We start from the raw sequence: 23,126 nt of genomic DNA, 5'->3' as shown, positions 1-23,126 counted from the left end.
ACTCGGTGCGCCCACGACCTGCGGGCGCACGGCCCCGGACGGATGGAAACCCACGCGTGACGGAGCACCCCACCTCCCACAACAGGCGGCAGGCGGCCACCTCTGCCGCCGCCCCGGGCGCGCCCGCGCCCGACGACGCGCACGGCGCGGTCCCGGACCCGCGGACCGCCGTGCGGCAGACGGCTGCCCCCGGCCAGGAGCCCGGCGGCGGCCGCCCGCGTCCTGCCGAGCCCCGTCCGGTCGGCGCCGGACCCGCGGGCCCGGCGGCCCATGACGGACCCCCGGGCCCCGAAGGGGAGCCCGTGCCGCGCGCCAGAGAGCGCGGTGGCGCCCCCGAGCGCGGCGACGGCGCCGAGCGGACGGGGCGCGGCCGCCGTGGCCGCGGCAGGGGCGGCGCGGACGGGGGCGCCACCGCGGCGCGCGGTGGCGGAGGCAGGGAGCGCCGGAACACGGCGGAGAGCGAGCACCCGGCGCAGCCGGAGCACGGCACACCGGAGGGCGAGCCTGTGTGGGACGCGGATCGCAATGCCGCAAGAGGCGCGTCGAGCCGGCCCGGAGGGCCGGGCGGCGCCACCGGCCCCGATGAGCAGCCCCCGGCCGCCCAGAGCGGCGGCCGGGGCCGGGAAGCGGCGCGCCGGGGCGCCGGCGCGGGCGAGCACCCGGAGCGGGCCGTCGAGACCCACGCGGCGGCCGCCTCCGCGGGCGAGGTGGCGTACAGCGCGCCGGAGGGCGGAGTGCCCACGGTGCCGCCCGCGGCCGGATCCGCCGCCGCCGAGGCCGCCACGCGGGACCGGGGCGGCGACCGGCTGCGGTTCGTGGGGGCCGCCACCCGGCGGATCGCCCGGGGCATCGACCTGGACGAGATCGTGCTGGGCCTGTGCCGGGCCACCGTGCCCACCTTCGCCGACGCGATCCTGGTGTATCTGCGCGATCCGCTGCCGGTCGGCGACGAGCGCCCGGTCGGCCCGGTGGTGCTGCGGCTGCGCCGCACCGACCGGATCCCGCTGGACCCGGACACCGACAGCGGCCGGCTCTCCCTGCTGCCCTCCCAGCCGGATCTGTCGCCCGCCGTGGGCGGCGGCCCGGCCGCCGAGCTGTGCGAGGTGGAGGCGGGCGGTCCGCTGGCCGAGGTGCTGCGCGGGGTGCGGCCGGTCTTCGGCGACTCCCAGGCCGCCCGCGCCGCGCTGCCGGAACTGCTCGGCGAGGGCCCCTCGGTGGCGACAGGTCAGCGCACCGTGCTGGCGCCGCTGCGCGGCCGCCGCCGGGTGATCGGCGCGGCCGTGTTCGTACGCCGCCCGGACCGGCCGCCGTTCGAACCGGACGATCTGCTGGTGGCCGCGCAGCTCGCCACCCACACCGCGCTCGGCGTCGACAAGGCGGTGCTGTACGGGCGCGAGGTGTACATCGCGGACGAGCTGCAGCGCACCATGCTGCCCGACTCGCTGCCGCAGCCCACCGGCGTCCGGCTGGCCAGCCGCTATCTGCCCGCGGCCGAGACCGCGCGGGTCGGCGGCGACTGGTACGACGCGATCCCGCTGCCGGGCAACCGGGTGGCGCTGGTGGTCGGCGATGTGATGGGCCATTCGATGACCTCCGCCGCGATCATGGGCCAGCTCCGCACCACAGCGCAGACCCTGGCCGGGCTCGATCTGCCGCCGCAGGAGGTGCTGCACCACCTCGACGAGCAGGCCCAGCGGCTGGGCACCGACCGCATGGCCACCTGCCTGTACGCGGTCTACGACCCGGTCGCGCACCGCATCGTGGTCGCCAACGCGGGCCATCCGCCGCCCCTTCTGCTGCACCGGGGCGGCCGCGCCGAGGTGCTGCGGGTGCCGCCGGGGGCGCCGATCGGGGTCGGCGGCGTCGACTTCGAGGCGGTCGAGCTGGACGCCCCGGCCGGAGCCACCCTGATGCTCTACACCGACGGGCTGGTCGAATCGCGGATGCGCGATGTGTGGACCGGGATCGAGCAGCTACGGGAGCGGCTGACCGCCACCGCCCGGCTCACCGGCCCCAACCCGCCGCCGCTGGAGCCGCTGTGCGACGAGGTGCTGGACATGCTCGGCCCCGGCGACCGCGACGACGACGTGGCGCTGCTCGCCGCCCGCTTCGAGGGCATCGCGCCCAGCGATGTCGCCTACTGGTTCCTGGACCCGAAGGCGCAGACCGCCGGGCAGGCGCGCCGGCTGGCCCGCCGCGCGCTGGCCCGCTGGGACCTGGACGATCTGACGGACGCGGTGGAGCTGCTGGTCAGCGAGGTGGTGACCAACGCGGTGCGCTACGCGGAGCGGCCGATCACCCTGCGGCTGCTGCGCACGGACGTCCTGCGCTGCGAGGTCGGGGACGACGTGCCGCAACTGCCGCGACTGCGCCAGGCCCGGCCGTCCGACGAGGGCGGCCGCGGGCTGTATCTGGTGAACCGGATGGCGCGGCGCTGGGGCGCGACCCGGCTGTCCACGGGCAAGGTCGTCTGGTTCGAGCTCGCGATGCCGTGAGGCGCACGGTCGTGAGGCGTACGGTCCCGGGCCGCCCGGTGCGGGGCCGTACGGTTCAGGACCTCGCGCTGAGGTAGGCCACGACCATGTCGCCGAGCATCCGGCGGTAGTGGGCGCGGCGCTCCGGGTCCAGGGGGTCGCGGCCGAAGAGGGTGCCGAAGGTGTACTGGTTGGCCACCGGGAAAACGGCGAACGAGCTGATCATCATGTGGACGTCGACGGCGTCGGTGTCGTCGCGGAAGACGCCCTGCTCGCGGCCGCGGGCGAGGATCCCGGAGATCAGGTCGATCACCGGGGTGCCGGCCTTGGCCAGCGTCTCGGATTTGACCAGGTGCTCGGCCCGGTGGATGTTCTCGATGGACACCAGCCGGATGAAGTCGGCGTGTGCGGTGTGGTGGTCGAAGGTCAGCTCGGCCAGGTGCCGGATGGCCTCGGCGGGGTCCAGACCGGTGACGTCCACGGCCTGTTCGGCCTCGCGGATGCCGGTGTAGGCGCGCTCCAGGACCTTGATGTAGAGCTGCTCCTTGCCACCGAAGTAGTAGTAGATCATCCGCTTGGTGGTGCGGGTGAGGGCGGCTATCTCGTCGACGCGGGCCCCGGCGTAGCCGCGCTCGGCGAATTCCCGGGTCGCGACGTCCAGGATCTCGGCCTGGGTGCGGACGGCGTCGCGGAGGCGGCTGTTCTTCGGCGGCTGATCGCTCATGCTGGGCCCACTCTACGTGCAGGGGGTTCACAAGAAGGCGTCCTGGGTTTTTACTGTCCGAACTACTAACGAACCAGTTCGTACATTAGCCCGGGAACGCAGGAGGTCACCCGTATGCGGGGCAGTGCACACCAGCGGGAGTCACAGAAGGGCCGGGAGTCCTGTCTGGTGGGGCTGATCGGATCCGGCGTGGGTCCCTCGCTCTCCCCCGCCCTGCACCAGCGCGAGGCCGACCGGCACGGGCTGCGGTATCTCTACCGCACGATCGACATCGATCTCCTGGGGCTCGGCCCGGACGGAGTGGGCGAGTTGGTGCGGGCCGCCGCCCGGCTGGGCTTCGACGGGCTGAACATCACCCACCCCTGCAAGCAGACGGTCATCGGGCATCTCGACGGGCTGTCGGAGGACGCCGCGCTGCTCGGCGCGGTCAACACGGTGGTCTTCGGCGAGGACGGCCGGGCGATCGGCCACAACACCGACGGGTCCGGCTTCGCCCGCTCCTTCGCCCGCGGCCTGCCCGACGCGCCCACCGGCGAGATCGTGCTGCTCGGCGCGGGCGGGGCGGGCGCCGCCGTCGCCCACGCGCTGCTGACCGTCGGCGCCGACCGGCTGACGCTGGCCGACACCGATCCGGCGCGGGCCGCCGGGCTCGCCGGGACGCTGACGACACGGTTCGGCGCCGCCCGGGTCCGTACCGTGCAGGGCGGCGGGCTCCCGGCAGCCGTCGAGGTCGCCGACGGGCTGGTGCACGCCACCCCCACCGGGATGGCCGCCCACCCCGGGCTGCCGCTGCCCGCCGGGCTGCTGCGGCCCGGGCTGTGGGTCGCCGAGGTGGTCTACCGCCCTCTGGTCACCCCGCTGCTGACCGCCGCCCGCGCGGCCGGCTGCCGCACCCTGGACGGCGGCGGCATGGCCGTCTTCCAGGCCGCCGACGCCTTCCGGCTCTTCACCGGCCGCGAACCCGACGCCGAGCGGATGCTCACCGACCTCACCGACCTGCTCGAGCTCCCCGCCGGAGGCTGATCATGCGCAAGTCCATCGCCACCGTGTGCCTCAGCGGCACCCTCGAGGAGAAGCTCACCGCCATCGCCGCCGCCGGTTTCGACGGGGTCGAGATCTTCGAGAACGACCTGCTGGCCAGCCCGCTGTCCCCCGAGGGAGTCCGGGACCGCGCCGCCGAACTCGGCCTGGCCATCGACCTCTTCCAGCCCTTCCGCGACTTCGAGGCCGTCCCGAGGACCTGCTGGCCCGCAATCTGCGCCGGGCCGAGAAGAAGTTCGCGGTCATGGAGCGGCTCGGGGCGGATCTGATGCTGGTGTGCTCCGGCGTCTCCCCCGCCGCTCTGGACGACGACGCCCTCGCCGCCGAACAGCTCCGGCTGCTCGCCGAGCGGGCCGCCGCCCACGGCATCCGCATCGCCTACGAGGCGCTGGCCTGGGGGCGGTATGTGAACACCTACGACCACGCCTGGCGGATCGTGCGCGAGGCCGGCCACCCCGCGCTCGGCACCTGCCTGGACAGCTTCCACATCCTCTCGCGCGGCTCGGACCCCAAGGGCATCGAGGAGATCCCCGGCGAGAAGATCTTCTTCCTCCAGCTCGCCGACGCCCCGCTGATGGCCATGGACGTCCTCCAGTGGAGCCGCCACTACCGCTGCTTCCCCGGGCAGGGCGGCTTCGACGTGGCGGCGCTCCTGGAGCACGTGCTGCGGGCGGGCTACGACGGACCGCTGTCCCTGGAGGTCTTCAACGACGTCTTCCGGCAGGGCGATACGGCCCGCACCGCCGTGGACGCGCTGCGCTCGCTGATCGCCCTGGAGGAGGCCGCGGGCCGCACCGATCTGCCCGCCCCCGTGGTCCCCACCGGCTTCGCCTTCGCCGAACTGGCTTCGGGCGGAGCCGAGTTGTCGGCGCTGCTGACCGGGCTCGGCTTCGCCCGCACCGGCCGCCACCACTCCAAACCGGTGGAGCTGTGGGAGCAGGGCGACGCCCGGATCGTCCTCAACTCCGGCCTCGACGCCACCACCGGCCACCCCGAACCCGCGCTCGCCGCCATCGGCCTGGAGACCCCCGACCCGGCCGCGTCCGCGGGCCGGGCGCGGGCCCTGCTCTCCCCCGTCCTGCCGCGCCACCGGGCCGTGGCGGACGCCCCGCTGGACGCGGTCGCCGCACCCGACTCCACCGAGCTCTTCTTCTGCCGCACCGAACACCCCGACCACCCGAGCTGGACCGGCGACTTCACCCCGCGCGCCCACGCGGCCTCCCCCGCCGGCATCACCCATATCGACCACGTGGCACTCACCCAGCCCCGGCACCACTTCGACGAGGCGTCGCTGTTCTACCGCGCCGTCCTGGGGCTGCGGCCGCACGAGTCCCTGGAGCTGGCCGATCCGTACGGGCTGCTGCGCAGCCGGGCCGTGTCCAACGCCGACGGCTCGGTGCGCCTGGCGCTCAACGTGGCCCAGGTCCGGCCGGGTTCCGGTCCTTCCGGCTCCCTGTGGCAGCACATCGCGCTGCACAGCCGGGACATCCTCGCCACCGCGCGCCGGCTGCGGGAACTCGGCGCACCGCTGCTGCCCATCCCCGACAACTACTACGACGATCTCGAAGCGCGCCATGAGCTCGACCCCGGGCTCCATCGCACCCTGCGGGAGCTCGGCCTGCTCTACGACCAGGACGACAGCGGCACCTTCCTGCATCTGTACACGGCCACCGTCGGCCGGGTCTTCTTCGAGATCGTCCAGCGGATAGACGGCTACCAGGGCTACGGCGCGGCCAACGCCCCCGTACGCCTGGCCGCCCAGCACGCCCGTAACGGCTGAGCACCCGAGCATCGCAAACCCCTTTCCCGGTCCCCGTCACGACCTCGCCGTCCCCCGTAGGAGCCGCCATGTCGTCAGCGTCGTCGACACCGTCACCATCCGCCGAGCGCCCGTCCCACCCGGCCGACGCGCCACCCGATCTGCTCGATCTGCCCGATCCACCGCCGCTGCGCACGATGGTCGGCCCGGGGGTCGTCGCCGTCGGGATCGGCATGGCGGCGGGCGAGATCATCCTGTGGCCGTATCTGACCTCGATCGGCGGGCTCGGGCTGCTGTGGCTCGCGGTGGTGACCCTGGTCGTCCAGACCGTGATCAATCTGGAGATCGAGCGCTACACCCTGGCCACCGGGCAGACCGTGGTCGCCGGTTTCTCCCGCTGGTCCAAGGCGTGGGGCATCCTGATCTGCCTGGCCGGAGCCTTCCAGTACGTCTGGCCGGGCTGGGCCACCTCCGGCTCGACGGTGCTCACCTATCTGACCGGCGGCGGTGATGTCACCTGGATCACCGTGGGCTCGCTGGTGGGCTTCGGGGTGGTGCTGACCGTCTCACCGGTGGTCTACCGCACGATCGAGAAGGTCGAGGTGGTCAAGGTCGGGCTGACGCTGTTCTTCCTGGCCGTCGTCGCGGTCGCCGTCATCGGCTGGCACACCTGGAGCACGGCGGGCGAGAAGACCGTCACCGGCGCCGGCCGGATACCGGACGGCATCACCTTCACCATGATCCTCAGCGCGATCGGCGCCGCCGGGGCGGGCGGGGTGCACAATCTGGTGCTCAGCAACTGGATCCGGGACAAGGGCTACGGCATGGGCGCCCATGTCCCCAAGCTGGTCTCCCCCATCACCGGCCAGTCGGAGGCATCGGGCGCCGACCGCTACGCCTTCCCGCAGGACGAGGCGAACCTGGCCCGCTGGCGGGTGTGGTGGCGCCGGGCCAACACCGAGCACATCGTGTCGTTCTTCGTGGTCTGCCTGGTGACGATCGGGCTGATGAGCATGCTCGCGTACGAAACGCTCTTCGGACGCGACGATGTGGAGAACAGCCCGACGTTCCTGCGGATCCAGGGCGATCTGCTGGGGCAGCAGGTGGGCGACTGGCTCAAGATCGTGTTCTTCGCGGTGGCCACGGTCTCGCTTTGGGCCGCCTCGATCGGACTGCTCGACGTCATCGGACGGGTGGTCAGCGACTTCGCCAAGCGCAACTACCTGCGGGAGTCCGCCTTCTGGACCGAGGGGCGCCTGTACTTCGCGGTCGTATGGGCCGAGGTGGGCATCGGCTCGGCGATCCTGCTGTCCGGGGTGAACCAGCCGATCGTGCTGCTGACCATCTCCACCTGCACCGCCTCCGTCGTCACCCTCGTCTACTCGGCGCTGCTGATCCGGCTCAACCGCCGCGATCTGCCGACCGCCGTACGGCTGCGGGGGTCGCGGCTGGGCATGATGCTGCTGGCCGTCGGCTTCTACGGCTTCTTCGCCCTCGCGATGCTCAAGAGCCAGATCGAGGCGAACTTCTGACCTTCCGGCCTTACGGTCATGCGGTCCGGTGCGGGCGTGCCCCTCGGCACGCCCGCACCGGGCCGTCACTGTTGGTCTCTGCGGAGAACGCCGCCGTCGTCGTCGTCCGAGGACGACGTCGACGGGTCGGGCGCGCTCGGGGAGCCCGGGGCGGACGGCGACCCCGAGGACGTGGCGGAAGGCGACCCGCTGTCGGACGGGGAGGACGACGGCGACGACGAGGGCGACTCGCTGGTGGACTCGCTCGCCGACGGGCTGGAGGACGGCGACTCGGAGGTCTCGCTCGAGCTCGGCGGCGCGGGCGGCTTGACCGCCGCCCCCATGTCGGTGTCCAGGTCGAACTTCGAGGCCTTCTGGCCGTTCAGCGCGGACTGGGTGTACGCGGCCCAGATCCGGGCCGGGAAGTCACCGCCGTTGACGCGGCCGCCGCCCGCGGTGCCCTTGAGCGAGACCTGCTTGCCGACGCCCTTCAGCTCGCCGAACATACCGACGGAGGTGACCAGGTCGGGGGTGTAGCCGGAGAACCAGGCCGACTTGTTGTCGTCCGAGGTGCCGGTCTTGCCCGCGACCGCCTGGCCCTGCTGCCGCACCGCTTGACCGGTGCCGTCGTCGACCACCCCGGTGAGGACGGAGGTGACGGAGTCGGCGGCGCCCCGGCTGATCGCCTGGCCGTTGGTGGGATCGGGCAACTGGGGCCGCTCATCGCCCTTCTCGGCGGACTTCACGATCGCCGGGGTGACCTTCTTGCCGTGGTTGTCGAGGGTGGCGTAGACCCCGGCCATGTCCTTGGGACTGGCGCCCATCACGCCCAGCGACATCGCGGGGCGCACGTCGAAGCCGCCCGCGTCCTTGCTCATGCCCAGGTCGATGGCGGTGCTCTTCACCTTGTCCAGGCCCACGTCCACCGCCATCTGCGCGAAGACGGAGTTGACGGAGTTGTTCATCGCCTTCTGGACGGAGATGGGGCCATAGGACTTGTTGTCCTCGTTCGGCGGGGCGAAGCCGGTGAGAGAGCCCTTGACGGGCCGTCTGCTGGTGCCGTCGTAGACGGTGCTGGACGTGATCGGCGTGCTGTCCTGGGTGGTTGAGCCGTTCTCCAACGCCGAGGCCAGGATCAGCGGCTTGAAGGTAGAGGCGGGCTGGTAGTCAGAGCGGGTGGCGTTGTTGGTCCAGTGCTCCGTGTAGCCCGCACCGCCGTACATCGCCACGATGCCGCCGGACTTGGGGTCCACCGAGACCGCGCCCACCTGGGCGTCGCCGTCGACCTTGCGCTTCTTCGGGTCCAGCTTGTCGGTCAGCTCGGTGCGGACCGCCTTCTCCAGCGCCTTCTGCTTCTTCTTGTCGATGTTGAGGGTGACCGTCCAGCCGCCGGCCCCGAACTCGTTCTCGTTCACCCCGGCCTTGAGCAGCTCGGCCTCGGCGGCCTTGATGAAGTAGCCGGCCTGGCCGTCGAGGCCCGGGATGGGGCGGGGCTCGACGGGCACGGGGAACTTCATGCCCTCGCGCTCGCTCTTCGGCAGCCAGTCCTTCTCGACCATGTTGTTCAGGACGTAGTTCCAGCGGTTCTTCACCAGCCGCTTGCCGTTGGGGCCCGCCGCCGACCAGTCGTACTGGCTGGGCGCCTGGAGCACCGACGCGAGATAGGCGCCCTGTGCGACGCTGAGGTCCTCGACATCCTTGTCGTAGTACGCGCGGGCGGCGGCCTGGATGCCGTAGGCGCCGCGGCCGTAGTAGCTGGTGTTGATGTAGCCCGCGAGGATGTAGTCCTTGGACTTCTGCTGGTCGACCTTGAGCGAGATCACCAGCTCCTTCAGCTTGCGGCTGACGGTCTGTTCCTGGCTCAGGTAGTAGTTCTTGACGTACTGCTGGGTGATGGTCGAACCACCCTGCTTGCCCCGACCCAGCGCGGTGTTGATCAGACCGCGGGCGGTGCCGGTGAACGAGACGCCGGAGTCGCTGAAGAAGTCCTTGTTCTCGGCGGCGACAAAGGTGTGCTGCACTTCCTTGGGGATCTTGGACAGCGGTACGGACTCACGGTTGACGTCGCCCGTCTTCGCCATGATCGTGCCGTCGCTGTACTTGTAGATGTTCGCCTCCGCCTTGGCCGCGGCGTTGGCAGGGGGAACATCGACCCACAGATAGAGGACGAAGAACGCCCCGACGAGCAGTGCGCAGAGCCCCAGGACGTAGCCGAGCACCCATTTCCAGGTGAAGAAGCGGCGTATGCCCCCCGACTTCGCCGCCCGCTTGGCTCTGCGAGCGCCCTTCTGCCGCGCGCGTCGCTCTTCCGCTCTACCCATCGCTCCCGCCGCTCCAGTCCATAAGCCCCCCAGGCCAGCTCATGAAGCTAACACCGCAACAACCCTCAAATGCTCATCGATCTAGCTTTTTCCGAAGGTGACAAAAAGCACCCACTCCAAGGGAACTGACGGCTTACGGGCGCCAAGGGTTGCGAGGGGCGCGTAATGTGCTATCACTTTGCTAGAACGCGAGAACGCACCGCACCACCGAACGGAAACGGGGATCCACCCATGTCCGACACCACCTCCACCGAGGGCATCACCGACCAGGCCGACATACCGCCCCTTCCGGAGCCGCAGGTCCGGGAGCGGCCCGCGCACAACGTCAGCGGCGGGCTGGCCCTGCTCGGGGGCCTGGCCGGACTCGTGGGCGGGGTCGGCCTGATCTTCGCGGGGGCCGCCGTCGCCTCCGACCACAAGGGCGCCGGGTCCACGCTGCTGATCGTCTCCGGCATCGTGGTGATCGTCGCCGCGATCCTCACCATGTGCGGCCTCAACACCATCGCGCCCGGTGAGGCCCGGGTGGTCCAGCTCTTCGGGCGCTACCGCGGCACCATCCGCACCGACGGGCTGCGCTGGGTGAACCCGCTCACCAGCCGCGAGAAGATCTCCACCCGGGTGCGCAACCACGAGACCGCGATCCTCAAGGTCAACGACGCCTACGGCAACCCGATCGAGCTCGCCGCGGTCGTCGTCTGGCGGGTCGAGGACACCGCCCAGGCGATGTTCGAGGTGGACGACTTCCTGGAGTTCGTCTCCACCCAGACCGAGGCCGCGGTGCGGCATATCGCCATCGAGTACCCGTACGACGCCCATGACGAGGACGCCCTCTCGCTGCGCGGCAACGCCGAGGAGATCACCGAGAAGCTCGCCGTCGAACTGCACGCCCGGGTCGAGGCGGCTGGGGTCCGCATCATCGAATCGCGCTTCACCCACCTCGCCTACGCCCCGGAGATCGCCTCCGCGATGCTCCAGCGCCAGCAGGCGGGCGCGGTGGTGGCGGCCCGCCGGCAGATCGTGGACGGCGCGGTCGGCATGGTCGAGGCGGCGCTGGCCCGGATCACCGAGGAGGAGATCGTGGCACTGGACGAGGAGCGCAAGGCCGCGATGGTCAGCAATCTGATGGTGGTGCTCTGCGGGGACCGCTCCCCGCAGCCCGTTCTGAACACGGGCACGCTGTACCAGTGACGGACGAGAGCGGGCCGAAGGGACGGCAGCCGCGGCAGCGCAAGCAGATGCTGCTGCGGCTGGATCCGGCCATCCATGACGCCCTCGCGCGCTGGGCCAACGACGAGCTGCGCAGCGCCAACGCGCAGATCGAGTTCCTCCTGCGCAAGGCGCTCGCGGACGCGGGCCGGCTGCCCGGCGCGGCGCGCCCGATCCCGCGCCGGGGCCGTCCGCCGCGGCGGACGGCGGAGGGCACCGAGGGCGGGGGCCCCTCCGAGGGCCCCGAGGGCCCCGGCCGGGCACCGAACCAGCCCTGACCCCGCTCACACCTCTCCGACCTGCGGTAACGCACTCTCCGGCGCAGCTATACACCCCAGGTATACGCATGGTGTAGAGTGCTGCGCATGTCAATTGGCCACACCCTGCTCGGACTCCTCGAGGGCGGCCCCCGCCACGGCTACGACCTCAAGAGAGCCTTCGACGAACGATTTGGGCACGACCGCCCGCTGCACTACGGGCAGGTCTACTCGACCATGTCCCGGCTGCTGAAGAACGGCCTGGTGGAGGTCGACGGCATCGAGCACGGGGGTGGCCCGGAGCGCAAGCGCTACGCCATCACCGACGCGGGCATCACCGATGTGGAGCACTGGCTCACGGAGCCCGAGAAGCCCGAGCCCTACCTCCAGTCGGTCCTCTACACCAAGGTCGTCATCGCCCTGCTCACCGGGCGCGACGCGGCCGATCTCCTCGACGTCCAACGCGCCGAACACCTGCGGCTGATGCGCGAACTGACCCAGCGCAAGCGCGAAGGCGACCTCAGCGACCAACTCATCTGCGACCACGCCCTCTTCCATCTCGAGGCCGATCTGCGCTGGCTGGAACTCACCGCCGCCCGCCTCGGCCAACTCGCCAAGGCGGTGCGTTCATGACCCCGGCAGGCTCCTTGCTGATCGCCGCGTCCCTGAACAAGACGTATGGTCACACCCCCGCCCTGGACGGTGCGGACTTCTCCATCCACCCCGGCGAGGTCGTCGCCGTCATGGGCCCCTCCGGCTCGGGCAAGTCGACGCTCCTCCACTGCCTGGCCGGGATCGTCCGGCCGGACTCCGGCACCGTCCACTACAACGGGCGCGAGCTGACCGCCATGTCGGACACCGAGCGCAGCGGTCTGCGCCGCGGCGAGTTCGGCTTCGTCTTCCAGTTCGGCCAGCTCGTGCCCGAACTGAGCTGTGTGGAGAACGTCGCCCTGCCGCTGCGGCTGAACGGCACCAAGCGCAAGGAGGCCGAGGCCCGCGCCGCGTCCTGGATGGAGCGGCTGGAGGTCGCGGACGTGGCGCACAAGCGGCCCGGTGAGGTCTCCGGCGGCCAGGGGCAGCGGGTCGCCGTCGCCCGGTCGCTGGTCACCTCGCCGCGGGTGCTCTTCGCCGACGAGCCGACCGGCGCGCTGGACTCGCTCAACGGCGAGCGGGTGATGGAGCTGCTGACCGAGGCCGCCCGCGAGTCCCGTACCGCCGTGGTGCTGGTCACCCACGAGGCCCGGGTCGCCGCCTACTCCGACCGCGAGGTCGTGGTCCGCGACGGCAAGGCCCGGGACATGGCAGGGGTCCGATGAGCGGCCAGGACGCCCCGGCGCAAGAGCCCCGCTCCCGTGCCTCCGTCGCCCGCTGGGCCGCCGACCTGGCCATGGGCGCCCGGTTCGCGGTCACCGGCGGCCGGGAGAGCTGGGCCAGGACGATCATGACCGCGGTGGGCGTCGGCCTGGGGGTGGCGCTGCTGCTGCTGGCCTCCTCCGCCCCCACCGCGTACCAGCTTCGCGGTGAGCGGTCCGACACCCGCGCCGCGCTGGGCTTCCAGGAGGACCCCGAGCCCGGCCCCGAGACCATCCGCCTCGGCCAGGCGAACACCACGTACCGCGACCAGGACATCGAGGGCCTGGTGATGGCGCCCGACGGCGACAGCCCGCCCAAGCCCCCGGGCATCAACCAGCTCCCGGGCCCCGGCCAGATGTGGGTCTCGCCCGCGCTGGAGAAGCTGCTCGACTCCGACGAGGGCAAGCTGCTGCGCGACCGCTTCCCCTACCGCACCATCGGCACCATCTCCCACGACGGGCTCTCCGGCCCGTCCGACCTGCGCTACTACGCGGGGATCACCCACAAGGCGTTCGACCGGGCGGGCAACGACTACCGCATCGACCGTTGGGGCACCAAGAACGCCGGCAAGCCCCAGCCCCTCGACCCCGCCCTGCTGCTGCTGGTCATCGTCGGCTGTGTGGTGCTGCTGCTGCCGGTGCTCATCTTCATCGCCACCGCGACCCGCTTCGGCGGTGAGCGGCGCGACCGGCGGCTGGCCGCGCTGCGGCTGGTCGGCGCCGACATCCAGATGACCCGGCGGATCGCCGCCGGAGAGTCGCTCTTCGGCTCGCTCCTCGGGTTGGCCGTCGGCACCGGATTGTTCCTGCTGGCGCGGGAGATCATCGGCGGCGTCGAGGTCTGGGACGTCAGCTTCTTCGCCTCCGACATCGTGCCGTCCACCCCGCTCGCTCTGGCGGTCGCGGTGGCCGTGCCCGCCTCGGCCGTCATGGTCACGCTGGTCGCCCTGCGCGGTATCGCCATCGAACCGCTGGGGGTCGTGCGGAACGCCGCGCCCAGGCGGCGGCGCCTGTGGTGGCGGCTGCTGCTGCCGCTCCTGGGCCTGGGCCTGCTCCTACCGCTGGCGGGAGGTTTCGGGTCGGACAGCACGAGCGGTGACATCAAGCCGTACCAGGCCGCGATCGGCGCCGTACTGGTACTCGTCGGCACCACCGCACTGCTGCCCTGGGTCGTCGAGGCCGTCGTGGAACGGTTCGGCGGCAAGGGCTCGGTGCCCTGGCAGCTCGCCACCCGTCGGCTCCAGCTCAGCAGCGGCACCGCTTCGCGCGCGGTCAGCGGCATCACGGTCGCCGTCGCCGGGGCCCTCGCGCTCCAGATGCTGTTCGCCAGCGTGGAGGCCCAGGACAGCACGTCGACCGGTCAGGACCCGCACCGCGCCCAGCTGATGACGAACGTCCCGGTGTCCAACGGTGCCGAGGCGCGCGCCGCCTTCGAGCGGTACCGCGCGACCAAGGGCGTGCGCGATCTGCTCGGTGTCACCGAGGACTACGTCTCCGCTCTGCACCACAGCAAGGACGACCCCTCGTCGGTCCCGGAAGAGGCCCTCACCGTCGCCGACTGCCCCTCGCTCCGCGAGGTGATCCGCGTCACCAGCTGTAAGAACGGCGATGTCTTCCTCGTCGACTCGCCGGACGACTACTACGAGGGCGGGGAGAAGTTCGCCAAACCGGGCGCCCAGATCAACCTCACCTACCGCGACGACGGTACGCCCGACCTGAGCAAGAAGAAGCTGTGGACGATCCCCCGCTCGGCCACGAAGGTGAAGTCCCGGCCGGACCCGATCGGCGCTCAGCGCAGCGGTATCTTCGCCACCCCCGGCGCCTTCGACGTCGCCGATCTGCCGGCCCCCCAGGCAGTGGCCATGATCCGGCTGGACGCGAAGGTGCCGGACGCGACCGAGTACGTACGCAACGTCAGCGCGGTGTTGTCCCCGACCATCGATGTCATGCGGCTCAGCAGCACCGAGCAGTCGGATGAGTTCACGGTCATCCGCAAGTCCCTGTTCATCGGCGCCACCGCGACCCTGCTGCTCATCGGGGCCAGCATGATCGTGACCACCCTGGAGCAGCTGCGCGAGCGCAAGCGGCTGCTGTCCGTGCTGGTCGCTTTCGGCACCCGGCGCACCACGCTGAGCTGGTCGGTGCTGTGGCAGACCGCGGTCCCGGTGGTGCTGGGCCTGGCGCTGTCGATAGCGGGCGGGCTGGCGCTGGGCGTGATGCTGCTGAAGATGGTCGGCCAGCCGCTGGCCGTGGACTGGGCCGGGCTCGGCACCATGACCGGCATCGGCGCCGGCGTGATCCTGCTGGTGACCCTGGTCAGCCTGCCGCCGCTGTGGCGGATGATGCGGCCGGAGGGTCTGCGGACGGAGTAGGCCCCCCTGAGTGCCCCACCTCACCGGGGGCCGTTCCCCACCACGGGAACGGCCCCCGCTGGCATGTTCAGGCAGGACCGGCCCCCGCTGGCACGTTCAGGCGGACCGGCCCGCGACCCGTACCGGCAGGGGCCGCAGCGCCTCCCGCAGCGCCTCCGCGAACGCCTCGAACTCCTCCGTGCGCGCCGCGCCCGCCCGCATGGCCAGGGCTATCCGGCGGGCGGGCGCCGGATCGGCGAAGTCGCCGGTGGCCAGCTGGTCGTTGCGCGCGGTCTCCACCCGGAGCGCGGTGCGCGGCAGCAGCGTCACCCCGAGACCGCCCGCGACCAGCTGCACCAGGGTGGAGAGCCCGGCGGCGCTGGTGGTCACCGGCGTGCCCTCGGTGCGGCCCGCCTCACGGCAGATGTCCAGGGCCTGGTCGCGCAGGCAGTGGCCCTCGTCGAGCAGCAGCAGATCCAGCTCCTTGAGCGCCTCCCGGGGGATGTCATCGCGTCCGCCCAGCCAGTGGTCCCGCGGCGTGACCAGGACGAAGTCCTCGTCGAACAGCGGCATTTCGACCACCCCGGGGGCGCCGAGCGGCACCGCGAGCAGCAGCAGATCGAGGCGGCCATGGGCCAGCCCGTCCAGCAGCGAGGCGGTCTGCTCCTCGTACACCTGGAGGTCGAGCCGGGGATAGCGCTCATGCACCAGCCGCAGCACGATCGGCAGCAGATACGGCGCCACGGTCGGGATCACCCCGAGCCGCAGCACGCCGGTGAAGGGCGCCCGCGCCGCCTCGGCCTCCTCCAGCAGCTCCCCGACCGCCTCCAATACGGTGCGTGCCCGGGCGGCCAGCCGCTCCCCCGCCGGGCTGAGCAGCACCTTGCGCGTCGTACGCTCGAGTAGCTGGACACCGAGTGTCTCCTCGAGCGCGGCGACGGCGCCCGAGAGCGCGGGCTGGCTCATCCCTATGGCGGCCGCGGCATCGCGGAAGTGCAGCTGCTCGGCGACCGCGACAAAGGCTCTGAGCTGGGAAATGCTGGGCTGCCGTGGTTTGCCCGCCGGTGTGGCTGATGCGGCCACTGATAGCCACCTCCAATCAACCCCACCGAGTGTAGCTATTTCACTGATCAATGCACTCTGTGCCAGGGTAGGAACCGTCCAACCCCAGGAAAACCCGGATGACCGGGCCTTTCCTACGCAAAACCTGCAAGGAGTGTGCGTGCTCACCGTCGGTGACAAGTTCCCCGAGTACGACCTGACCGCCTGCGTGTCGCTGGAGAGCGGCAAGGAGTTCGAGCAGATCAACCACAAGACCTACGAGGGCAAGTGGAAGATCGTCTTCGCGTGGCCGAAGGACTTCACCTTCGTGTGCCCGACGGAGATCGCCGCCTTCGGCAAGCTGAACGATGAGTTCGCCGACCGTGACGCCCAGATCCTGGGCTTCTCCGGCGACTCCGAGTTCGTCCACCACGCCTGGCGCAAGGACCACCCGGACCTGCGCGACCTGCCGTTCCCGATGCTGGCCGACTCCAAGCACGAGCTGATGCGCGACCTGGGCATCGAGGGCGAGGACGGCTTCGCACAGCGCGCCGTCTTCATCGTGGACCAGAACAACGAGATCCAGTTCACCATGGTGACGGCGGGTTCCGTGGGCCGTAACCCCAAGGAGGTCCTGCGGGTGCTGGACGCCCTGCAGACCGACGAACTGTGCCCCTGCAACTGGAGCAAGGGCGAGGACACCCTGGACCCGGTGGCCCTCCTCTCCGGTGAGTGAGCTGATTCCCCATGGCACTCGATGAGCTGAAGTCCGCGCTTCCGGACTACGCCAAGGACCTCAAGCTGAACCTCGGTTCGGTGATCGGCAACTCCGAGCTTCCGCAGCAGCAGCTGTGGGGCACCGTGCTGGCCTGCGCGATCGCCTCGCGCTCGGCGCGGGTGCTGACCGAGCTGGAGCCGGAGGCCAAGGCCAACCTCTCGCCGGAGGCGTACACCGCCGCCAAGTCGGCGGCCGCCATCATGGCGATGAACAACGTCTACTACCGGACCCGGCACCTGTTGTCCGACCCGGAGTACAACAACCTGCGCGCCGGGCTGCGGATGAACGTCATCGGCAACCCGGGCGTCGAGAAGGTCGACTTCGAGCTGTGGTCGCTGGCCGTGTCCGCGATCAACGGCTGCGGAATGTGCCTCGACTCGCATGAGCAGGTGCTCCGCAAGGCGGGCGTGGACCGCGAGACGATCCAGGAAGCCTTCAAGATCGCCTCTGTGCTGCAGGCGGTCGGCGCCACCCTGGACGCCGAGGGCGTCCTGGCCGCGAACGGCTGACCTGCTCGGTCACACGACCACTCGGTCACAGACCGCTCCGTCACAAGACCGCTCGGTCGCGGAGACCAGAGCGGTCGCGGAGACCCGAAGGGCGCCCCACCGGTCGGTGGGGCGCCCTTCGGCGTTCAACGGCCACGGCCCCGTCGCGGGTTACCGGGGCTCGGTGCCCTTCTCCGGCGGGGCGCCCGGCGGGTCGGTGGGCGCCGCGCTCGAGGCGGTGGCGCCGTGCGGGCCCGGGATGGCGCGCAGCGCGTTCTCCTGGTTGTAGCTGCGCAGATAGACGACGACCGCGTTGGCGACCGCCACCAGGGGAACGGCCACCACCGCGCCGCCGATGCCGCCGATCAGCGAACCGGCCGCGACCGAGAGCACCACGGCCAGCGGATGGACCCGCACCGCCCGGCCGAGGATGAAGGGCTGCAGCACATGGCCCTCGATCTGCTGCACGGCCAGCACCACGATCAGCACCATCGCCCCGGTGAACACGCCCTGGGTGACCAGTGCCACGACCACCGCGAGCGCGCCGGAGACCACCGCACCCACCAGCGGGATGAAGGCGAAGAGGAAGATGAAGACGGCGAGCGGCACCGCCATGGGCACATCGAGGAAGAAGAGACCCACGCCGATGAAGATCGCGTCGATCAGCGCCACGATCACCGTGCCGCGCACATAGGCGGTCAGCGTCGCCCAGGCCCGCGGACCCGCGCCCGCCACGCCCTCGCGGGCCGGGGCGGGGACCAGCTTGAGGGTCCAGTTCCAGATCTTCGGGCCGTCGTACAGCAGGAAGAGCGTGCAGAACATCGTCAGCAGAAGGCCGGTCAGCACCTCGACGACGACGGTGACGCCCTCGAGCCCGGCCGAGGTGATCTGCTCGGTGTTGGCGCCGACCGCCTCGCGCAGACTCTTGGCGACATGGTTGATCTGCTTCTCGGTCACATGGAACGGGCTGTGCAGCAGCCAGCGCCGCAGATCGTCGATACCGGCCTGGACCTCGCCCGAGACCTCGTCGATGTTCTCCATGACCTGCCAGACCACGAACCACACGACCAGGCCCATGACAACGAAGCCGGCGATGAAGGTGAGCGCGGTGGCCAGCCCGCGCGGCACACCGCGCCGGCGCAGCCGGGTCACGGTGGGTTCCAGCAGCGCGGTGATGAGGAGCGCGACGGTGAAGGAGAGCACCACCAGCTGGACGGAGCTGATGACCCTCATGAGCACCCACACCGTGCCGCCGAGCACCAGCAGCCGCCAGGCCGCCTCGGCGGCGACGCGGACGCCCCAGGGGACGGCGGCCACCGGATCGGGTCTGGCGGAAACGGCGGGGGCGTAGGAGGGCGGGGCGGGCACGCTGGACGGCTCCGGCCGGGGGGACTCGCCCTCCGCGCCCTTCCCCGCGGCGCCCGCGGAATTCCGGGAACTCTCGGGGCTCTCGGGGCTTCCCGGGCCGGCGGAACTCTCGGGGCTCCCCGGGCCCGCGGAACCCTCCCGGCCCTCAGCCCCCTGGGCGCTCTCGGCGCCACCCCGTGCGGCCCCGGCGCCTTGGCCCTGGTCCGCTCCGGTGCCGGGCGCGCCGCCGGACGGCCGTGCCCCCCGCGGGCGCTCCTCGGATGGTTCGGGCCCCGATGGGGACCTCGGGCCGGCGTCGCCGTCGCCCTCGCGCCCCCGCATTTCGGCCTGTTGGGATTCCAGCCGGTGGGCGAGCCGGGTAAGTCCGGTTCCCAGCCTGCCGACCCACTGCGGCAATTTGGACATTTCTCGTTTCCTACCCCCAGGTTCCCCCTCGGCCGTCAAGGAGACGTTACCTGCTGGGGATGCACGAAACCCCCGACCCATGGGCCGGGGGTTTCGTGAAGTGTGCGAGCGTGCGCCGCTGCCGGGAAGGCCGGTCCGATCGGCTCAGTAGTGGCCGTTGGCCTGCCAGAACGCCCAGGCGTCACACGGGCTGCCGTAGCGCTCGTTCATGTAGTTCACGCCCCACTTGATCTGGGTCGCCGGGTTGGTCTGCCAGTCGGAGCCCGCCGAGGACATCTTGGAGGCGGGCAGCGCCTGTACCAGACCGTAGGCACCAGACGAGGGGTTGGTGGCCTGGTAGTTCCAGGTGGACTCGTGGTCCACGATGTTGCTGAAGCACTGGAACTGGCCACTCGGAACGATCTGCCGGGCCATCGACTGGACCTCGGAGATCGTGTACGAAGCCTGCTGGGGGAAGTCGCCGGCGTCACGCGTGGCCGAACGGCTCGCGAGATCCTCCTTCTTCTTCGCTTCCCGCTCCTTGGCCAGCTTCTCGGCGGCTGCCTTGTCCGCGGCGGCCTTCTTGGCCTTCGCGTCCTTGGCCGCCTGCTTGCGGGCTGCCTCCTCGGCGGACTTGCGCGCCTCCGCGTCGGCCGCGGTGGACTGAACGTCCGCCTGCTGCGTCAGGGATGCGGTCTGGGCAACGGCTTGCTGCCCGGCGGGTATGTCCGCAAGGAGCGTCGAGTCGGCGGCAGTCGCCTCGATCGGGTCGGACGAGCCCTGCTGCTGTCCGCCCGCGGCGACGCCGACAACGGCGCCCACAGTGGTGACCGCGGTGGCCGAGGCCACTGCGAATCCCCGGACCGAAATCCGGCTCACTCGGTTTCCTTCCAGCTCGCCCGCTTAGGTGACCTCGCGGGCGCAATCGTGCCCCTGACGCTGGCCTCCCCTTGTTCCGCCCCCGGTGGTACCCGGTGGGGTCGGCTGGTCACGGGAGGCACGGGCCCGGTGGGGATCACCCGCGGGAGATCCTCGAGGTGCTCGGGCGGCATACGGCGAACTCTCTTCAATTCTGGTACTGCTGTGGTTCTGTACCGCTGGGGGTACCGGTGTGCCGTATGCGGGGCCTGACAGAACCCACACACTGCCGGACACGGAGCCCCCGAGGCAATTCCCCGCCAGGTGTGAAAGCTCACATCCCGTTTACGCCCTAGGATTTCTGGAAATCCCCGCGCACCAAGACGCCGCGCGGCTAAGCTCATTGGCCTTTCCGCGCGGCGCCTTGTGGTCGCAAACGACTCAACCAGCTCAGATGTGGCCGTCCTCCAGCATTTCGGTCACCAGCGCCGCGATCGGCGAACGCTCGGAGCGGGTCAGGGTGACATGCGCGAACAGCGGATGCCCCTTCAGTTTCTCGACGACCGCCACCACACCGTCGTACCGCCCGACGCGGAGGTTGTCCCGCTGCGCCACGTCGTGGGTGAGCACCACCCGGGAGTTGGCGCCGATCCGGGACAACACGGTGAGCAGCACATTCCGCTCGAGCGACTGGGCCTCGTCGACGATGACGAAGGCGTCATGGAGCGAGCGGCCGCGGATATGCGTCAGCGGCATCACCTCCAGCATCCCGCGCCCCACGACCTCCTCGATCACCTCGGCGCTGGTCACCGCGGAGAGCGTGTCGAAGACCGCCTGGGCCCAAGGGCTCATCTTCTCGGCCTCGGTGCCGGGCAGATAGCCCAACTCCTGGCCACCCACCGCGTACAGCGGGCGGAAGATCATCACCTTGCGGTGCTGACGCCGCTCCAGCACGGCCTCCAGACCCGCGCACAGCGCCAGGGCCGACTTGCCCGTACCGGCCCGGCCGCCCATCGAGATGATGCCGACCTCCGGATCGAGCAGCAGGTCCAGCGCGATGCGCTGCTCCGCGCTGCGCCCGTGGATCCCGAACGCCTCCCGGTCGCCGCGCACCAGCCGCACCTGCCCGTCCGGGGTGACCCGGCCGAGCGCGTTGCCACGCTCGGACTGCAGCACCAGACCGGTGTGCACCGGCAGTCCGGCCGCCTCGGGGACATGCGCGGTCTCGGCGGCGAACAGGTCGTCCACCTGCTCGGCCGAGACGGCGAGCTCCGCCATCCCGGTCCAGCCCGAGTCGGTGATCGCCAGCTCCGCGCGGTACTCCTCGGCGAGCAGCCCCACCGAGGACGCCTTGATGCGCAGTGGCAGGTCCTTCGATACGACGGTGACGTCGTACCCCTCGGCCTGCAGGTTTCTGGCGACCGCGAGGATCCGCGCGTCGTTGTCCGGCATACGGCCGTGGTTCAGGAAGGCCGCGGGCAGGACACCCGGGTCGGAATGGTTGAGCTCGACACGCAGGGTCCCGCCCAGATCGCCGATCGGGATCGGTGCGTCCAGGCGGCCGAAACGGACGCGGTACTCGTCCAGCAGGCGGAGCGCCTGCCGGGCGAAGTACCCCAGCTCCGGGTGGTGCCGCTTGGCCTCCAGTTCCGTGACCACCACGACCGGCAGCACGACTTCGTGCTCGTCGAAGCGGGCCATGGCATTGGGGTCGGCCAGCAGGACGCTGGTGTCGAGGACATAGGTGCGCCGGTCGTGCTCGCGGCGTTTCTTGCTGGTCACCACGGGTGGACGTACCCCCTCGGGAGAGGTTGGGGTGCGACGGCGTCGCGGGAGTGAGGTATCCCCGCCGTAGACGGGGAACGGACCGGGCTCAGGCCCTACTGGGAGGGCCGAGCGCCGGCCCTCCGCGTCATACGCACGATCCGCACAGTCGTCCGTGTGCAAAGGGCCTCCCGGGCGAACGGCCAATGCCGTCCGCTGGCAGTTCGACACCCAACTGGACAGGTGGGACAGGGCGTCGACCTGGAAGGGATATTCCCTCGAACGTGCGGGGGCATGCAACGGCATATGACGGCGCGGATATGAACGTTGTGAAACCAGCGTGCTACACGGCCCGGGGCCGGACGCCGATCGGCGTCCGGCCCCGGGCCGGTCAACTGCGGTGCTACAGACCGGAACTAGTTGCCGTACCTGCGATGACGGGCGGCGTAGTCACGCAGTGCGCGGAGGAAGTCGACCTTGCGGAAAGCGGGCCAGAAAACTTCACAGAAGTAGTACTCCGAATGGGCGCTCTGCCACAGCATGAAGCCGGAGAGCCGCTGCTCACCGCTGGTGCGGATGACCAGGTCGGGATCGGGCTGCCCACGGGTGTACAGGTGTTCGGAGATGAGGTCGATGTCGACGACCTCGGCGAGCTCCTCGAAGGAGGTGCCCTTGGTGGCGTGGTCCAGCAGCAGCGACCGCACCGCGTCGGCGATCTCCTGCCGTCCGCCGTAGCCGACGGCCACATTGACCAGTATTCCGTCGACGTGCTCGGTGTCCCGCTCGGCCTCCTTGAGGACCGTCTGGGTCCGGGAGGGCAGCAGATCGCGGTTGCCGACGTGGTGCACCCGCCAACGGCCGTCGGTGGCCAGATCGCGCACCGCGCCCTCGATGATGCTCAGGAGCGGGCCCAGCTCGTCCTCGGGGCGGTCCAGGTTGTCGGTGGAGAGCAGCCAGAGGGTGACGACCTCGACGTCCGTCTCGCTGCACCAGCCGAGCAGCTCCTGGATCTTGCTGGCGCCCGCCTTGTGGCCTTGCTCGGCGGTGCCGCCGGCCGCGCGGGCCCAGCGGCGGTTGCCGTCGAGGATGACGCCGATGTGCTTGGGCACCTGGGCGTGATCGAGGCGGCCTTCCACCCGGCGTGCGTAGAGCCCGTACACCAGGTCGCGCAACTTCACGTCTTCCAGCCCCTCAGTGCCTCGCCATGGCGGTCCGCCCCAAGGCCGACACCCTACTGCGGGGCGGAGGGGCTGGCTAACCGGGACGGCCAAAAGACCGCACAGCGTCACGCTTCGTAGCCGACCGTGCGGGATACGTGCCGCCCCCGGGGCCTCGGATGCCCGAAATAGAGCGGGCCGGTCCGTGGGGGGGAGTACGGACCGGCCCGAGGGGGGGCTTCCACCATAACGCTTCGTGAGGGGATGTCCATGCATCGGCGGGGCCGACAAT

The 23,126-nt window shown here is 71.0% G+C and carries 17 protein-coding genes and 1 pseudogene; 11 read left to right on the top strand and 7 right to left on the bottom strand.

What is annotated here, in order from left to right; all coding sequences use genetic code 11:
* Positions 1-56 precede the first annotated feature (56 nt).
* Entirely contained in the window at positions 57-2,495 is a 2,439-nt protein-coding gene (locus tag BLV72_RS22140) for a SpoIIE family protein phosphatase (RefSeq protein WP_093464351.1), read from the top strand.
* A 55-nt stretch (positions 2,496-2,550) separates the two neighbouring features.
* On the opposite strand, the gene BLV72_RS22135 is transcribed toward BLV72_RS22140, so the two are convergent.
* Positions 2,551-3,198: a TetR/AcrR family transcriptional regulator gene (locus BLV72_RS22135; protein ID WP_093464350.1), complete on the bottom strand. Its 648-nt coding sequence runs from the start codon at positions 3,196-3,198 to the stop codon at positions 2,551-2,553.
* 114 nt (positions 3,199-3,312) lie between these two features.
* Between BLV72_RS22135 and BLV72_RS22130 the strand changes: the two genes are divergently transcribed.
* From BLV72_RS22130 to BLV72_RS22120, 3 genes and pseudogenes are all read left to right on the top strand, one after another.
* Complete coding sequence (locus BLV72_RS22130) at positions 3,313-4,221, top strand: shikimate dehydrogenase (RefSeq protein WP_093464348.1); 909 nt, start codon at positions 3,313-3,315, stop codon at positions 4,219-4,221.
* 2 nt (positions 4,222-4,223) lie between these two features.
* Positions 4,224-6,019 (top strand): annotated as a pseudogene (locus tag BLV72_RS22125) (bifunctional sugar phosphate isomerase/epimerase/4-hydroxyphenylpyruvate dioxygenase family protein).
* A 68-nt stretch (positions 6,020-6,087) separates the two neighbouring features.
* Entirely contained in the window at positions 6,088-7,530 is a 1,443-nt protein-coding gene (locus tag BLV72_RS22120) for an Nramp family divalent metal transporter (protein WP_093464347.1), read from the top strand.
* Between the two features lie 65 nt (positions 7,531-7,595).
* Here the strand turns inward: BLV72_RS22120 and BLV72_RS22115 are convergent, their stop codons facing one another.
* Positions 7,596-9,830, bottom strand: a complete 2,235-nt coding sequence (locus BLV72_RS22115; protein WP_093464345.1) for a transglycosylase domain-containing protein — start codon at positions 9,828-9,830, stop codon at positions 7,596-7,598.
* Between the two features lie 231 nt (positions 9,831-10,061).
* Between BLV72_RS22115 and BLV72_RS22110 the strand changes: the two genes are divergently transcribed.
* From BLV72_RS22110 to BLV72_RS22090, 5 genes are all read left to right on the top strand, one after another.
* Entirely contained in the window at positions 10,062-11,018 is a 957-nt protein-coding gene (locus BLV72_RS22110) for an SPFH domain-containing protein (RefSeq protein WP_093464343.1), read from the top strand.
* Positions 11,015-11,314 (top strand): type II toxin-antitoxin system antitoxin, encoded by a 300-nt coding sequence (locus BLV72_RS22105; RefSeq protein ID WP_093464342.1) that lies wholly within the window; start codon positions 11,015-11,017, stop codon positions 11,312-11,314. The genes BLV72_RS22110 and BLV72_RS22105 overlap by 4 nt, the downstream gene beginning before the upstream one ends.
* 87 nt (positions 11,315-11,401) lie before the next feature.
* On the top strand, positions 11,402-11,926 hold the full coding sequence (locus BLV72_RS22100; protein ID WP_014054635.1) for a PadR family transcriptional regulator: 525 nt from the start codon (positions 11,402-11,404) through the stop codon (positions 11,924-11,926).
* Positions 11,923-12,609 carry an ABC transporter ATP-binding protein gene (locus tag BLV72_RS22095; RefSeq protein ID WP_093464340.1) on the top strand — a complete coding sequence of 229 codons (687 nt, stop codon included), beginning with the start codon at positions 11,923-11,925 and terminating at the stop codon, positions 12,607-12,609. Before BLV72_RS22100 ends, BLV72_RS22095 begins: the two co-directional genes overlap by 4 nt.
* Positions 12,606-15,017, top strand: a complete 2,412-nt coding sequence (locus tag BLV72_RS22090) for an ABC transporter permease (protein ID WP_093464339.1) — start codon at positions 12,606-12,608, stop codon at positions 15,015-15,017. Before BLV72_RS22095 ends, BLV72_RS22090 begins: the two co-directional genes overlap by 4 nt.
* Before the next feature lie 96 nt (positions 15,018-15,113).
* Here BLV72_RS22090 and BLV72_RS22085 read toward each other — a convergent pair whose 3' ends face one another.
* The gene (locus BLV72_RS22085) at positions 15,114-16,079 is read right to left on the bottom strand and encodes a hydrogen peroxide-inducible genes activator (protein WP_093464337.1); all 966 of its coding nucleotides are present in this window, start codon (positions 16,077-16,079) and stop codon (positions 15,114-15,116) included.
* Positions 16,080-16,218: 139 nt separating this feature from the next.
* On the opposite strand from BLV72_RS22085, the gene BLV72_RS22080 reads away from it, so the two are divergent.
* Entirely contained in the window at positions 16,219-16,773 is a 555-nt protein-coding gene (locus BLV72_RS22080) for a peroxiredoxin (protein WP_093464336.1), read from the top strand.
* Positions 16,774-16,784: 11 nt separating this feature from the next.
* Entirely contained in the window at positions 16,785-17,324 is a 540-nt protein-coding gene (locus tag BLV72_RS22075) for an alkyl hydroperoxide reductase (protein WP_014054603.1), read from the top strand.
* Between the two features lie 150 nt (positions 17,325-17,474).
* Here the strand turns inward: BLV72_RS22075 and BLV72_RS22070 are convergent, their stop codons facing one another.
* From BLV72_RS22070 to BLV72_RS22055, 4 genes are all read right to left on the bottom strand, one after another.
* Positions 17,475-19,076, bottom strand: a complete 1,602-nt coding sequence (locus BLV72_RS22070) for an AI-2E family transporter (RefSeq protein WP_093464334.1) — start codon at positions 19,074-19,076, stop codon at positions 17,475-17,477.
* A 144-nt stretch (positions 19,077-19,220) separates the two neighbouring features.
* Positions 19,221-19,934, bottom strand: coding sequence for an aggregation-promoting factor C-terminal-like domain-containing protein (locus BLV72_RS22065; RefSeq protein ID WP_059146255.1), 714 nt, complete (start codon positions 19,932-19,934; stop codon positions 19,221-19,223).
* Positions 19,935-20,363: 429 nt separating this feature from the next.
* On the bottom strand, positions 20,364-21,698 hold the full coding sequence (gene phoH2, locus BLV72_RS22060; RefSeq protein ID WP_093464333.1) for an RNA 5'-3' helicase PhoH2: 1,335 nt from the start codon (positions 21,696-21,698) through the stop codon (positions 20,364-20,366).
* Positions 21,699-22,093: 395 nt separating this feature from the next.
* Positions 22,094-22,855: an isoprenyl transferase gene (locus BLV72_RS22055; protein ID WP_093464331.1), complete on the bottom strand. Its 762-nt coding sequence runs from the start codon at positions 22,853-22,855 to the stop codon at positions 22,094-22,096.
* Between the last annotated feature and the right edge of the window lie 271 nt (positions 22,856-23,126).

Origin of the sequence: Streptomyces melanosporofaciens, assembly GCF_900105695.1 — a bacterium.
Taxonomy (GTDB): domain Bacteria; phylum Actinomycetota; class Actinomycetes; order Streptomycetales; family Streptomycetaceae; genus Streptomyces; species Streptomyces antimycoticus.
The sequence above is the reverse complement of the archived record's forward strand: the minus strand, read 5'-3'. Positions and strand labels throughout refer to the sequence as shown.

Bases quoted from the DNA above. Each gene is read 5' to 3' on its own strand.
- BLV72_RS22135 (WP_093464350.1), bottom strand. From the start codon at position 3,198: ATGAGCGATCAGCCGCCGAAGAACAGCCGCCTCCGCGACGCCGTCCGC.
- BLV72_RS22130 (WP_093464348.1), top strand. From the start codon at position 3,313: ATGCGGGGCAGTGCACACCAGCGGGAGTCACAGAAGGGCCGGGAGTCC.
- BLV72_RS22120 (WP_093464347.1), top strand. From the start codon at position 6,088: ATGTCGTCAGCGTCGTCGACACCGTCACCATCCGCCGAGCGCCCGTCC.
- BLV72_RS22115 (WP_093464345.1), bottom strand. From the start codon at position 9,830: ATGGGTAGAGCGGAAGAGCGACGCGCGCGGCAGAAGGGCGCTCGCAGA.
- BLV72_RS22110 (WP_093464343.1), top strand. From the start codon at position 10,062: ATGTCCGACACCACCTCCACCGAGGGCATCACCGACCAGGCCGACATA.
- BLV72_RS22100 (WP_014054635.1), top strand. From the start codon at position 11,402: ATGTCAATTGGCCACACCCTGCTCGGACTCCTCGAGGGCGGCCCCCGC.
- BLV72_RS22095 (WP_093464340.1), top strand. From the start codon at position 11,923: ATGACCCCGGCAGGCTCCTTGCTGATCGCCGCGTCCCTGAACAAGACG.
- BLV72_RS22090 (WP_093464339.1), top strand. From the start codon at position 12,606: ATGAGCGGCCAGGACGCCCCGGCGCAAGAGCCCCGCTCCCGTGCCTCC.
- BLV72_RS22075 (WP_014054603.1), top strand. From the start codon at position 16,785: ATGGCACTCGATGAGCTGAAGTCCGCGCTTCCGGACTACGCCAAGGAC.
- BLV72_RS22070 (WP_093464334.1), bottom strand. From the start codon at position 19,076: ATGTCCAAATTGCCGCAGTGGGTCGGCAGGCTGGGAACCGGACTTACC.